Origin of the sequence: Stenotrophomonas maltophilia (assembly GCF_025642255.1) — a bacterium.
GTDB lineage: Bacteria > Pseudomonadota > Gammaproteobacteria > Xanthomonadales > Xanthomonadaceae > Stenotrophomonas > Stenotrophomonas maltophilia_P.
The window spans coordinates 2,633,727-2,646,828 of sequence record NZ_CP106759.1; the positions used below are offsets into that span (position 1 = coordinate 2,633,727).

At 66.4% G+C, this 13,102-nt stretch carries 13 protein-coding genes; 7 read left to right on the forward strand and 6 right to left on the reverse strand.

All coding sequences use genetic code 11. The features are described 5' to 3' along the window. Positions 1 to 120 precede the first annotated feature (120 nt). Positions 121 to 1,269, reverse strand: a complete 1,149-nt coding sequence (locus N8888_RS12115) for an acyl-CoA dehydrogenase family protein (RefSeq protein ID WP_053515412.1) — start codon at positions 1,267 to 1,269, stop codon at positions 121 to 123. Between the two features lie 152 nt (positions 1,270 to 1,421). Here N8888_RS12115 and N8888_RS12120 point away from each other — a divergent pair, with 152 nt between their 5' ends. Genes N8888_RS12120 through metH form a run of 3 tightly spaced genes read left to right on the forward strand, consistent with a single transcriptional unit; the run spans position 1,422 to position 6,198 of the window. Next, positions 1,422 to 2,351: an ArsR/SmtB family transcription factor gene (locus tag N8888_RS12120; RefSeq protein ID WP_053515410.1), complete on the forward strand. Its 930-nt coding sequence runs from the start codon at positions 1,422 to 1,424 to the stop codon at positions 2,349 to 2,351. Positions 2,352 to 2,364: 13 nt separating this feature from the next. After that, the gene (locus N8888_RS12125) at positions 2,365 to 3,456 is read left to right on the forward strand and encodes a homocysteine S-methyltransferase family protein (protein ID WP_065176054.1); all 1,092 of its coding nucleotides are present in this window, start codon (positions 2,365 to 2,367) and stop codon (positions 3,454 to 3,456) included. A gap of 57 nt (positions 3,457 to 3,513) precedes the next feature. Beyond that, complete coding sequence (gene metH / locus N8888_RS12130) at positions 3,514 to 6,198, forward strand: methionine synthase (RefSeq protein ID WP_263175005.1); 2,685 nt, start codon at positions 3,514 to 3,516, stop codon at positions 6,196 to 6,198. A 60-nt stretch (positions 6,199 to 6,258) separates the two neighbouring features. Here metH and N8888_RS12135 read toward each other — a convergent pair whose 3' ends face one another. The 5 genes from N8888_RS12135 to N8888_RS12155 all read right to left on the reverse strand — a co-directional run bounded on the left by N8888_RS12135 (position 6,259) and on the right by N8888_RS12155 (position 10,203). Then, the gene (locus tag N8888_RS12135) at positions 6,259 to 6,927 is read right to left on the reverse strand and encodes a DUF2058 domain-containing protein (RefSeq protein WP_053515404.1); all 669 of its coding nucleotides are present in this window, start codon (positions 6,925 to 6,927) and stop codon (positions 6,259 to 6,261) included. 15 nt (positions 6,928 to 6,942) lie between these two features. After that, positions 6,943 to 7,182, reverse strand: coding sequence for a SlyX family protein (locus tag N8888_RS12140; protein WP_053515402.1), 240 nt, complete (start codon positions 7,180 to 7,182; stop codon positions 6,943 to 6,945). Beyond that, positions 7,175 to 8,518, reverse strand: a complete 1,344-nt coding sequence (locus N8888_RS12145; RefSeq protein WP_263175007.1) for a UDP-glucose dehydrogenase family protein — start codon at positions 8,516 to 8,518, stop codon at positions 7,175 to 7,177. Before N8888_RS12145 ends, N8888_RS12140 begins: the two co-directional genes overlap by 8 nt. Positions 8,519 to 8,541: 23 nt before the next feature. Next, positions 8,542 to 9,519 carry an FKBP-type peptidyl-prolyl cis-trans isomerase gene (locus N8888_RS12150; protein ID WP_065176057.1) on the reverse strand — a complete coding sequence of 326 codons (978 nt, stop codon included), beginning with the start codon at positions 9,517 to 9,519 and terminating at the stop codon, positions 8,542 to 8,544. Positions 9,520 to 9,615: 96 nt separating this feature from the next. Next, on the reverse strand, positions 9,616 to 10,203 hold the full coding sequence (locus tag N8888_RS12155) for a glutathione peroxidase (protein ID WP_053515396.1): 588 nt from the start codon (positions 10,201 to 10,203) through the stop codon (positions 9,616 to 9,618). A 365-nt stretch (positions 10,204 to 10,568) separates the two neighbouring features. On the opposite strand from N8888_RS12155, the gene N8888_RS12160 reads away from it, so the two are divergent. Genes N8888_RS12160 through N8888_RS12175 form a run of 4 tightly spaced genes read left to right on the forward strand, consistent with a single transcriptional unit; the run spans position 10,569 to position 13,088 of the window. Next, positions 10,569 to 10,814 carry a hypothetical protein gene (locus N8888_RS12160; protein ID WP_053515394.1) on the forward strand — a complete coding sequence of 82 codons (246 nt, stop codon included), beginning with the start codon at positions 10,569 to 10,571 and terminating at the stop codon, positions 10,812 to 10,814. A gap of 2 nt (positions 10,815 to 10,816) precedes the next feature. After that, positions 10,817 to 11,176 carry a GntR family transcriptional regulator gene (locus N8888_RS12165; RefSeq protein WP_053515392.1) on the forward strand — a complete coding sequence of 120 codons (360 nt, stop codon included), beginning with the start codon at positions 10,817 to 10,819 and terminating at the stop codon, positions 11,174 to 11,176. Further along, positions 11,176 to 12,066, forward strand: a complete 891-nt coding sequence (locus N8888_RS12170) for an ABC transporter ATP-binding protein (protein WP_065176059.1) — start codon at positions 11,176 to 11,178, stop codon at positions 12,064 to 12,066. Before N8888_RS12165 ends, N8888_RS12170 begins: the two co-directional genes overlap by 1 nt. Next, the gene (locus tag N8888_RS12175) at positions 12,063 to 13,088 is read left to right on the forward strand and encodes an ABC-2 transporter permease (RefSeq protein WP_065176060.1); all 1,026 of its coding nucleotides are present in this window, start codon (positions 12,063 to 12,065) and stop codon (positions 13,086 to 13,088) included. The genes N8888_RS12170 and N8888_RS12175 overlap by 4 nt, the downstream gene beginning before the upstream one ends. The last annotated feature ends 14 nt before the right edge of the window (positions 13,089 to 13,102 follow it).

The window sequence follows — 13,102 nt, forward strand, 5'->3', positions numbered from 1 at the left end:
AGAACCTGTAAAAAAGGCCCTGCATTGGAACAGATCGGCATCGCCCGACCAACAGGCCCGTGCATGCAGGGCATGGATCTACCGGCTGCGCCGCTGTTGCAGCGGCGCAGCCGTTTCGACTCAGCGCAGCCCGGTCTCGTTGCGGGCGATCACCAGGCGCTGGATCTCCGAGGTGCCCTCGTAGATCTCGGTGATCTTGGCATCGCGGAAGTAGCGCTCCAGCGGCATTTCCTTGGAGTAGCCCATGCCACCATGGATCTGCACGGCCTGGTGGGTGATCCACATCGCCGCTTCCGACGCCGTCAGCTTGGCGATGGCCGCTTCATTGCTGAAACGCTTGCCCTGGCCCTTCACCCATGCCGCGCGCAGCGTCAGCAGCAGGGCTGCGTCCAGCTTGCACTTCATGTCGGCGATCTTGGCCTGGGTCATCTGGAAAGTACCGATCGGCGCGCCAAACGCCTTGCGCTCCTTCACATACTCCAGCGTCGCTTCATAAGCGGCACGGGCGATGCCGATGGCCTGCGATGCGATGCCGATGCGCCCGGCATCGAGCACGCCCATGGCGATCTTGAAGCCCTCGCCCTCCTGGCCCAGCACGTCTTCCGGCTGGGCGACGTAATCGTTGAATTCGATCTCGCAGGTCGCCGAGGCACGGATGCCCAGCTTCGGCTCGGTCTTGCCACGGCCGAAGCCGGCCTTTTCGGTGTCGACCAGGAAAGCCGTGATGCCACGCGCGCCCTTGTCCGGCTCGCTCATCGCGAACAACACGATGTACCGGGCCACCGGGCCGGAGGTGATCCAGCTCTTCTTGCCGTTGATGACGTAGGTGCCGTCGGCCTGCTTGACCGCGCGGCAACGCATGGCGGTCGCATCCGAACCGGACTGCGGCTCGGTCAGGGCGAATGCACCGATGGCCTCGCCCTCCGCGATGGCGCGCACGTACTTCTGCTTCTGCTCCTCGCTGCCGTGGGTCAGGATGCCGTTGCAGAACAGCGAATTGTTGACCGACATGATGGTCGAATGGGCCGCGTCGCCAGCGGCGACCTCCACCATCGCCAGCACATACGCGATCGGATCCATGCCGGCGCCGCCGTATTCGGTCGGTACCTCGATGCCCATCAGGCCGTTCTCGCCCAGCAGGCGGATGTTCTCCAGCGGGAACTCGCCGGTACGGTCATGATGCTCCGCGCTCGGGGCGATCTTCTCCTGCGCGATGCGCCGCGCCACGTCCTGCAGCATCAACTGCTCTTCAGTAAAGCTGAAATCCACAACACCCTCCCGGGTACATGAGGTTATGGCCGCGCAGCGCGCGCCCAGGTGTGCCGATTGTACCGGGGCCCGGGGAGTTTCCATACGCCACCGACTTGACCACGGCGGCCGATCCAGCGAATATATCTCTATATCGCGATAGGTAGATATTCATGGATCTGGAAGACTGGTCAACCCGCCTGAAGGTGTTCGCCGATGCGACGCGGGTGCGCCTGCTGGCGCTGCTGGAGCAGGAAGAGCTGACCGTGGCCGAGCTTTCGGCGATCACCCGGCTGGCCCAGCCGCGCGTGTCCACTCACCTGGCGCGCCTGAAGGAAGCGGGCCTGGTCCGCGACCGCCGCGCCGGCGTGTCGGCCTACTACCGCTTCGACGAAGCGCAGCTGGATCCGGCGCAGCGCGCATTGTGGCATGCCTTGAGCAACGGAAGCGACGATCCACTGCTGCGACAGGACGCTGAACGGGTCGCCGCCGTGCTGGCCAGCCGCGCCGCGGACCAGAACTGGGCCGACAGCGTGGCCGGCGACATGGAACGTCACTATTCTCCGGGCCGCACCTGGGAGGCGCTGGCGCGTACCGCCCTGCCCCTGTTGGAAACCGGCGACGTGCTCGATATCGCGTCCGGCGACGGCGTGCTGGCCGAACTGGTGGCACCGCATGCCAAGCGCTACATCTGCATCGACACCAGCGCGCGCGTGGTGGCCGCTGCCAGTGAACGCCTGCGCCGCCTGCCCAATGTGGAAGTGCGCGAGGGTGACATGCATGCCCTGCCCTTCAAGGACCGCAGCTTCGACCTGGTGGTGCTGATGCACGCACTGACCTACGCCAGCAAGCCGGCGCAGGCCGTCACCGAAGCCGCGCGCGTGCTGCGCCCGGGCGGCCGCCTGCTGCTGTGCAGCCTGGCGCGCCACGAACACAAGGCAGCGGTGGAAGCCTATGGTCACGTCAACCTGGGTTTCAGCGACAAGGAACTGAAGAAGTTCGTCGACAAGGCCGGCCTGCAGGTTTCCAGCCTGGAGACGGTCACCCGCGAGAAGCGGCCGCCGCACTTCGAAGTGATCTCGCTGATCGCCAACAAGCCCTGAGTCCGAAATCATCATGCCCGTCCTGCCCTGGTTGCACCCCGAACGTGCCAATGCCCTGCTGGGCGCGCTGCGCGAGCGGATCCTGATCATCGACGGAGCGATGGGCACGATGATCCAGCGCCATGGCCTGCAGGAAGGCGACTACCGCGGTGAGCGTTTCGCCGATGGCTACGATCACCTGCACGGGCCGGGCTGCGACCACGCCGCGCCGCAGGGCCACGATCTGAAGGGCAACAACGACCTGTTGCTGCTCACCCGGCCGCAGGTCATCGCCGACATCCACACCGCCTACCTGGAAGCCGGCGCGGACCTGGTGGAAACCAATACCTTCAACGCCACCTCGGTCAGCCAGGCCGACTACCACCTCGAGCATCTGGTGTACGAACTGAACAAGGCCGGCGCCGCCGTGGCCCGCGCCTGCTGCGATGCCGTTGAAGCCACCACGCCCGGCAAGCCGCGCTTCGTGATCGGCGTGCTTGGCCCCACCAGCCGCACCGCATCGATCAGTCCCGACGTCAACGATCCGGGCTTCCGCAACACCAGTTTCGATGAGCTGCGCGACACCTACCGCGAAGCCATCGATGGCCTGATCGACGGCGGCGCGGACACCCTCATGGTCGAAACCATCTTCGACACGCTCAACGCCAAGGCGGCGCTGTATGCGGTGGAGGAAGCCTTCGATGCGCGCGGTGCGCGCCTGCCGGTGATGATCTCCGGCACGATCACCGATGCCTCCGGCCGCACCCTGTCCGGCCAGACCGCCGAAGCCTTCCACGCCTCGCTGGCACACGCGCGGCCCCTGTCGATCGGCCTGAACTGCGCGCTGGGTGCCGATGCGATGCGCCCGCATGTCGAAACGCTGTCGCAGGTTGCCGACTGCCATGTCAGCGCGCATCCCAATGCCGGCCTGCCCAATGCCTTCGGCGAGTATGACGAGACCCCCGAAGAAATGGCGGCGACCCTGCGCGGTTTCGCGCGCGATGGCCTGCTCAACCTGGTCGGCGGCTGCTGCGGGTCCACCCCCGACCACATCCGTGCCATCGCCCAGGCGGTGGCCGGCCTGCCACCGCGTGTCCTGCCGGACCGCCAGGACCAGGCGGCATGAACGTCGCCGCCACCGTTCCGCACTTCCCGCCCTGCCGTTGCTGAGCCACTGCCTGCCATGACGCCTGTCCGCCCCACCCGCCTGTCCGGCCTGGAACCGCTGGTCATCAGCCCGGACCTGCTGTTCGTCAACGTCGGCGAGCGCACCAACGTCACCGGCAGCGCGCAGTTCCGCAAGCTGATCAAGGAAGGCCGCTACGAGGAGGCCGTGGACGTGGCCCGGCAACAAGTGGCCAGTGGCGCGCAGATCCTCGACGTCAACATGGACGAGGGCCTGATCGACTCCGAGGCGGCGATGACCCGCTACCTCAACCTGATCATGTCCGAGCCCGACATCGCCCGCATTCCGGTGATGGTCGACTCGTCCAAATGGAGCGTGATCGAAGCCGGCCTGAAATGCCTGCAGGGCAAGAGCGTGGTCAATTCGATCTCGCTGAAGGAAGGCGAGGCCCTGTTCCGCGAACACGCGCGCAAGGTGCTGCGTTACGGCGCGGCAGCGGTGGTGATGGCGTTCGACGAAAGCGGCCAGGCCGACACCTGTGCGCGCAAGGTCGAGATCTGTACGCGCGCCTACCGCATTCTGGTCGATGAGATCGGCTTCCCGCCACAGGACATCATCTTCGACCCGAACATCTTCGCTGTCGCCACCGGCATCGAGGAGCACGACAACTACGCGGTGGACTTCATCGAAGCCACGCGCATCATCAAGCAGACCCTGCCGCACTGCCACGTCTCCGGCGGCGTTTCCAACGTGTCGTTCTCGTTCCGTGGCAACGAAACGGTGCGCCAGGCGATCCATTCGGTCTTCCTGTACCACGCCATCGCCGCCGGCATGGACATGGGCATCGTCAACGCCGGTGCCATGCCGATCTATGACGAACTGGAGCCGGACCTGCGCGAGCGCGTGGAGGACGTGATCCTCAACCGCCGCCCTGACGCCACCGAGCGCCTGCTGGAGATTGCCGAACGCTACAAGGGCAGCAAGGGCAAGGTGAAGAGCGAAGACATGGCCTGGCGCGCCAAGCCGGTCGAGCAGCGCCTGGCCCACGCCCTGGTGCACGGGCTGGATGCGTTCGTGGAAGAGGACACCGAGCTGGCACGGCAGGCCTCCAGCCGTCCACTGGACGTGATCGAAGGGCCGTTGATGGATGGCATGAACGTCGTCGGCGACCTGTTCGGTGCCGGCAAGATGTTCCTGCCGCAGGTGGTGAAGTCGGCCCGCGTGATGAAAAAGGCGGTGGCCTACCTGCTGCCCTATATCGAGGCGGAGAAGGCCCGCAGCGGTGACACCGCCAAGAGCAACGGCCGCATCATCATGGCCACCGTGAAAGGCGATGTGCACGACATCGGCAAGAACATCGTCGGCGTGGTCCTTGCCTGCAACAACTTCGAGGTGGTCGATCTGGGCGTGATGGTGCCGGCGCAGAAGATTCTCGATGCGGCCCGCGAGCACAAGGCCGACCTGATCGGCCTGTCCGGGCTGATCACGCCGTCACTGGAGGAAATGAGCCATGTCGCCCGCGAGATGCAGCGCCAGGGATTCGACCTGCCATTGCTGATCGGCGGTGCCACCACCTCGCGCGCGCACACGGCGTTGAAGATCGACCCGCACTACCATGCCCCTACGGTTTGGGTGAAGGATGCCTCGCGCGCGGTGGGCGTGGCCCAGTCGCTGATCTCGCGCGACCTGCGCGCGGGCTTCGTTGCTGCCAATGAAGCCGACTACGCCGAGATCCGCGCCCGTCACCGCAACCGTGGCGATGCCAAGCGGCTGGTCTCGCTGGAGCACGCGCGCGGCCAGAAATTCCAGGGCGGCTGGGACAGTTATGTGCCCCCGGTGCCGAACCAGCCCGGCCTGCATGTGTTCGAAGACTATCCCCTGTCGGAACTGGTCGACTACATCGACTGGACGCCGTTCTTCCAGGCCTGGGAACTGGCTGGCAAGTTTCCGGCCATCCTCACTGACGAGATCGTCGGCACCCAGGCCAGCGAGCTGTACCGCGACGCCCGGGCGATGCTGGCGCGCATCGTCGCGGAGAAGTGGCTGACCGCCAAGGCAGTGTTCGGCCTGTGGCCGGCCAACAGTGTCGGTGACGATGTCCGCGTGCAGCATCCACAGGGCGAGACCACCCTGCACTTCCTGCGCCAGCAGGTCGACAAGCCTGCCGAGCGCCCCGACTTCTGCCTGGCCGACTTCATCGCACCGGCCGACAGCGGGCGACAGGACTGGATCGGTGCGTTCGCGGTCACCGCCGGTATCGGCATCGATGCCCATGTCGCGCGCTTCGAGGCCGAGCACGACGATTACAACGCGATCCTGCTCAAGGCCCTGGCCGACCGCTTCGCCGAAGCACTGGCCGAACGCCTGCACCAGCGGGTGCGCACCGAGTTCTGGGGCTATGACCGCACCGAAGCGCTGGACAACGATGCGCTGATCGACGAGAAGTATCGCGGCATCCGGCCCGCCCCCGGCTATCCAGCGTGCCCGGAGCACAGCGAGAAGCGCCGCCTGTTCGATCTGCTGCAGGCGGAAGCCAACGCGGGCATGACGCTGACCGAGAGCTTCGCGATGCTGCCCACCGCGGCCGTCTCCGGCTACTACTTCAGCCATCCACAGAGCCAGTACTTCGTGGTCGGCCGCCTCAGCCGCGAACAGGTGGGCGACTACGCGCGGCGCAAGGGCGTGGATCGCGCCCAGGCCGAGCGCTGGCTCGCCTCCAACCTCGACTACGATCCCGAATAGACCGCGCAGAAACAGCAACGCCGGGCATTGCCCGGCGTTGCCGATCACTGCGGTGCAGGCTTACCAGACCAGGTCATCCGGCACCTGGTACTGCGGATCGGCGTAGGGATCGTCCTCGGCCGGGGCATCCGGATCGACCTTCAGCGCCACCGAGGCCGCGAACACGGCTTCGGCCTGGTTCAGCACCTCGGCGGTGACCAGCAGATAGCGGCCATTGAGCTGCACCACGCCCAGCTCGCCGGCATTGAGCGCGGTCAGCTGTGCCGCGGTGACATAGATCCGCTTGATCTTGCCGCCATACGGGAAGTGCCGCGCGATGTCGGCCGCCTCGTCATTCAGGCCCTTGTCCTTCAGCAGTTCTTCCAGCTTCGCCTTCGCCTCGCGGCGCTGGCGCGCTTCCTCCTGCTTCAGGCGCTCGGCTTCGATGCGCTCTTCCTTCTCCTTCTGCGCACGGATGGCATAGGCCTTGGCCAGATCCATCTCCTCGGCACTGCGCGGCCTGCGCGGGCCCTGTCCACGGTGCTGCCCCGGCTTGCCCGGCGCACCACCGGGACCGCGACGCTCACCGGGCGTGTGCTCGCCCTTGCCTGCGCCCTGCGGCTTTCCATTGCCGTTGCCGCCCTTGCCCTGCGGGCGGCCATCACGGCGGGGGCCATCATTCTTGCGCTCGGGCTTGGGCGCGGGCTTGAAGCCCAGGCCCAGTAACTGGTCGCGGAGGGTATCGCTCATAGATAAGGGTATGGATCAGTAGTGCGGCGGCGGCGGTTCGCTCGCCGGATCGGAGGAATTCAGTGCGTTGCGGACCTTGCCCAGGTCTTCCAGCAGCACGCGCAGCACATCGGCGTTGCGGGTGCCCTGCATCCGCGCATCGGCCAGTGCGTCGCTCAGTTCGGCCAGCGCGTGTTCCTGGAAGGACACACGCATCTCCAGCTCGACCAGGCGCGCTTCCAGCGCCTGCTCGCGTTCGGTCGGCAGCTCAGACATGCAGTGAACGCCCCCGGCCGATGCCGTAGTACGCCAGGCCCGCCGCTTCGACCTCGGCGGGGTCGTACAGGTTGCGGCCGTCGAACACGACCGCGTCCTTCAGCCGTTCGCGCAGCATCGAAAAATCAGGGCTGCGGAACTGCTTCCATTCGGTCACCACGATCAACGCATCGGCGCCCTGCAGCGCGTCATCGGCGCTGTCACAGAACACCAGATCATCGCGCTCACCGAAGATGCGCTGCGCTTCGTGCATGGCTTCGGGGTCGAACGCACGTACGGTCGCCCCACCCTCCCACAGCTGCGCCAGCAGGCGGCGGCTGGAGGCCTCGCGCATGTCGTCGGTATTCGGCTTGAAGGCCAGCCCCCACACGGCGAACGTCCTGCCGCGCACGCCCTCGCCCTTGTCGTAGTGGCGCTGGACCAGGGCGAACAGGTGGCCCTTCTGCGCATCGTTGACCGCTTCCACCGCGTTCAGCAGCTTCGGCTCCAGGCCGCTCTGCTGGGCGGTGCGGGCCAGCGCCTGCACATCCTTGGGGAAACACGAGCCACCGTAACCGGCGCCCGGATAGATGAAATGCCAGCCGATGCGCGGGTCCGAGCCGATCCCCTGGCGGACCTGCTCGACGTCGGCGCCGACACGCTCGGCAATGTTGGCGATCTCGTTCATGAACGAAATCTTGGTCGCCAGCATCGCGTTGGCGGCGTACTTGGTCAGCTCGGCCGAGCGTACGTCCATCTCCACCACGCGGTCGTGGTTGCGGTTGAACGGTGCATACAGGCGACGCATCACCGCCACCGACTCGTCGCTGGTGGCACCGATGATGATGCGGTCCGGTCGCATGCAGTCGGCGACCGCGTCGCCTTCCTTCAGGAACTCCGGGTTGGAGACCACATCGAAGGCGATGTCGGCGCCGCGCGCCGCGAGTTCGTCGGTGATCGCTGCACGGACCTTGTCGGCGGTGCCGACCGGCACCGTCGACTTGTTGACCACCACGGTCGGCACGCTCATGTGCCGGCCGATGGTGCGGGCCACGGCCAGCACGTACTGCAGGTCGGCGCTGCCATCCTCGTCCGGCGGTGTGCCCACGGCGATGAACACCACCTGGCCATGCGCGATCGCCGCGGCCGCATCAGTGGTGAACGCCAGCCGCGCCGCAGCGTGGTTGGCCTTCACCATCGGCTCCAGGCCCGGCTCATAGATCGGGATGATGCCCTGGTTCAGGCCATCGACCTTGCCCTGGTCGATATCGACGCAGATCACCTGGTGGCCGACATCGGCCAGGCAGGTGCCCGTCACCAGGCCGACGTAACCGGTACCGAAAATCGCAACGCGCATGTCCGTGCAGGCTCCGTGGTGGCTTACGGCAGGACGCCCAGCAGTTCGACGTCGAAGGTCAGCGTGGCGTTCGGACCGATCGGGCCGCCCGGGGTGCCGTTCTCACCGTAGGCCAGCTCGCCCGGGATCCAGAAGCGGTACTTGGAGCCGACCGGCATCAGCGCGACGCCTTCGGTCCAGCCCTTGATCACCTGGTCCAGGCCGAACTCGGCCGGGCCACGGCTGGCGGAGCTGTCAAAGACGGTGCCGTCGAGCAGCTTGCCTTCGTAGTTCACGCGCACCTTGCTGGTCGGCAGCGGACGCTCGCCGCTGCCCGGGCGGATCACCTGGTACTGCAGCCCCGAGGCCGTGGTCACCACGCCCGGCTGGGTCTTGTTCTTGGCCAGGAATGCGTTGCCTTCCTGACGGTTGGTCTGTGCAGCCTGGGCAGCCTTGGCCTGCATTTCGGCCTGCTTGGCGCCCATGAACGCCTGGATGGTGGCCGTGGCGTCAGCCTCGGTCATCTTCGGCTGGCCCTTGCTCAGACCAGTGCTGATTGCGTCAAACAGCGACGCAACGTCAATGTCGTCCTTCAGCTGTGCCAGCGACGGACCCACCGAGTAGGAGCCGATCATCTGTGCGACCTTCACCCGATCGACCTTCGGCGGCTGAGAGCCCGGCGCAACGCCCGGCACCTGCTGGCCGCTGCGGGCCATCACGACCTGGCGCAGGGCGGCATCGGTGGCCTTGGCCTGCTCCTGGGTGATCTGCGGCTGCAGGCCTTCGAACGAACGCTCCACGGCCGTGCGCAGGGCAGCGACGTCGATTTCATCGGCGATCGGGGTGAACGACTTGGCGACATCCAGGCCGATGGCGTAACCGAGCTTCTGCTTGGGGGAATTCAAGGTTGCGGTCTCCTTGGCGGCTGCGGGGGCCGCCGGTTGTTGCGACAGAGCGACACCCGAAGTGCCCATCGCCAGAATCAGAACCGACGCCGCTGCGCCGCGCATTCCCATCTTCATTCGCTGCATTCCTGGAAGTGACTGGGCGCCGACGTCGGCGCGAAAAGAAGCATTGTCGCACGCATGCCGTCGATGTCGAGGCATCCGTGCCGGATATCAACGCGTGGCGGCGGGCGCGGCCAGTGCCTTGTCGATGGCCGCGATCAGCTGCGGATCATCCGGCGTGACCTTGCTGGCGAACTGGGCGATGACCCTGCCGTCGCGGCCGACCAGGTATTTGTGGAAGTTCCAGCCCGGCGCCACGCCGGTTGCCGCGGTCAGGCGCTGGTACAGCGGGGTGGCCTGCGCGCCGACCACGTGGACCTTCTCGAACATCGGGAACTTCACGCCATAGGTCAGCGTGCAGAATTCCTGGATCTGCGCTTCGTCACCGGGTTCCTGGCCCTTGAAATCGTTGGACGGGAAGCCGAGGACCGCGAACCCGCGGCGTGCATAGCGCTGCTGCAGCGCTTCCAGGCCTTCGTACTGCGGCGTGTACCCGCACTTGCTGGCGGTATTGACCACCAGCAGCACCTGGCCGTGATAGCGCTGCTGCAGGTTGACCTGCTGCTTGCCGGCCAGGGGCCGGTAGTCCACATCCAGCAGATCGGCGGCCAGGGTGAGGCCGGGAAGGGCCAGCCCGGCCAGCAGGGTCAGCAGGGAAAGACCGCGCAGGCGGCGCGGGAAGACGGTCGGCAGGGGCATCGGAGCGGTCCGCGGTGGCCATTCACAGGGCCCGGCCGGGAGCGGCCGGGAATCGGCCGAACTATAGCACCGGCCCCGGGGGCACCCCGCCGCGCGACCGCCCCGGCGCTTTGCGCGGATTGGCGGCAACGCAGCCGGAGCCAGAAGCTGGCCGGTGCTTGACATAGCATGGACGCAGCCGAATGGAAACGACGCGACGGCCCGCACCCACCGAGCATCATTCCGCATTCAAATCAATGGCTTGCAGAATTGCGTCTATGCCATGACACCCCCTGCCATCAGTTGGGTCATGTCGGGGGTTGCACGTCGGCGTGCCGGTGTTATAGTTGCATACAACACCAGTCACCTGAGACAGGGGGTATGCCATGAACACCCGGATGCATCGCAACGTCACCGCTCCCGCGATCACCGCCGTTTCGACCCTGCTGGTGATGGCGTGGCTGGCCTCGCCACGCGCGCCCGCCGCCCCCTCTCTGTCCGATACCCCGCAGGACGCGCCCACTCCCACGGCCGGGACGCCGGAAGCTTCACCCTCCCCCCCGCGTCGGCTGCACAGCTCCCTGTCCATGCCGTATTTCTCGTTCGCACAGCCGCTGACCCCACGGAGCTGACCATGAGCGACATCCAGTGGAGCGACGGCGCTCCCATCTACCGCCAGCTGAAGGAGCGCGTGATCGCCATGATGCTCGACGGAATCCTCAAGCCGGGCGATGCCCTGCCTTCGGTGCGCCAGGTGGCCGCCGACTACCAGCTCAACCCCATCACCGTTTCGCGCGCCTACCAGGAACTGGCTGACGAAGGCCTGGTCGAGAAGCGCCGGGGCCTGGGCATGTTCATGACCGAGCAGGCGGCCACGCAGCTGCGCAGCAGCGAGCGCGAGCGCTTCCTCAATGAAGAATGGCCGGCCGTCCTGGAGCGCATCCAGCGCCTGGGGCTGAGCCTCGACGAATTGCTGACCCAGGGGAAAGTCTGATGAATGCCAGCCTCACCAGTACCGCTGCAAGCGACGCGGTCATCACCGCCCGCGGCCTGCGCAAGGCCTACAAGAGCACGGTCGCGCTCGACAATGCCAGCTTCACCATTCCGGCGGGCCGGATCATCGGCCTGATCGGACCCAACGGTGCCGGCAAGACCACCGCGTTGAAGGCCATCCTCGGCCTGACCACGGTGGAAGGCGACCTCAGCGTGCTCGGCCGCGACCCGCGCCTGCATCGGGATGAGCTGATGAAGGACATCTGCTTCATCGCCGACGTCGCGGTGCTGCCCCGCTGGCTGAAGGTGCGCGAGGCCATCGACTTCGTCGCCGGCGTGCATCCACGCTTCGATCGCGCCCGCTGCGAGCGCTTCCTGGCCAACACCAAGCTGCAGCCGAAGCAGCGCGTGCGCGAACTGTCCAAAGGCATGATCGTGCAGCTGCACCTGGCCCTGGTGATGGCCATCGACGCCCGCGTGCTGGTGCTCGACGAGCCGACCCTGGGCCTGGACATCCTGTACCGCAAGGAGTTCTACCAGCGCCTGCTGGAGGACTACTTCGACGAGCAGAAGACGATCATCGTCACCACCCACCAGGTCGAAGAGATCGAGCACATCCTCAGCGACGTCATGTTCATCCGCGACGGCCGCATCGTGCTCGACGCAGAGATGGACGATGTCGGCCAACGCTACACCGAGCTGCTGGTCAACGCCGAGCAGCTCGATACCGCGCGTGCGCTCAAGCCGATCGACGAGCGCGCCCTGGCCTTCGGCAAGACCGTGCTGCTGTATGACGGCGTGCCGCGTGACCAGCTCACCTCCCTCGGCGAGACCCGCAGCCCGGGCCTGGCTGATCTGTTCGTCGCTGTCATGAAGGGGACCTACGCATGAACGCCGTCAATCATCCCGTCGGCCCCGCCGGCACGCTGCGCTGGCTGCTCAAGCGTGAATACTGGGAGAACCGTGGCGGGTTCCTCTATGCGCCGCTGATTGCCGGCGTGGTGTCGCTGCTGATGAGCGGTGTGGGCATCGCCTTCGGCCTGTTCGCCCTGCATCGGGCTGCGCGCGACGGCAATCTGCACATCGATGGCGAGGACGTGAACATCAACGGACTGGATCTGGCGCTGCTGACCCGCAACATCAGTGCCAAGGACATGGCCGACCTGGGCAACGGCCTCGACCTGACCCTGGTGCTCAGTTCGGCCTGGCCATTCCTGGTGCTGGCGTTCGTGATGTTCTTCTACTGCCTTGGCGCGCTGTATGACGACCGCCGCGACCGCAGCATCCTGTTCTGGAAATCGCTGCCACTGTCCGATACCCAGACCGTGCTTTCCAAGGTGATCAGCGCGCTGGTGATCGCCCCGCTGATCGCAGTGGTCGCCGGCATCCTGACCATGTTCGGCTTCCTCGCCATCATCAGCCTGGTGGCCGCGCTGCACGGTGGCAGCCCGATGAACCTGATCTGGGGACCGGCCAGCCCGCTGACCCTGGCCGCCGGCCACCTGTCCTGGATTCCGGTCTACGTCCTGTGGGCGCTGCCGACCGCCGGCTGGCTGCTGCTGTGCTCGGCCTGGGCCAAGTCCAAGCCGTTCCTGTGGGCGGTGATGCTGCCGCTGTTCGCCGGGATCATCGTCTCCACCACCAAGGTCATGACCCTGTTCGGGCTCACCAGCGGCTGGTTCTGGCAGAACGTCGTCGGTCGCCTGCTGCTCAGTGGCGTGCCCGGCATGGACCTGATCTACCGCACCGGCCTGCAGGACTCGCGTGCGGACCTGGAATCGGTCACCGCGCTGATGGGCCCGGTCGCGCAGCTGAAGTCGCTGGCGATGCCGGGACTGTGGATCGGCGCTGCGTTCGGCGCGCTTTTCATCTTCCTTGCCATCCGCCTGCGCCGCCGCGCCGGCGAAATCTGACCCCTTACCGGAGC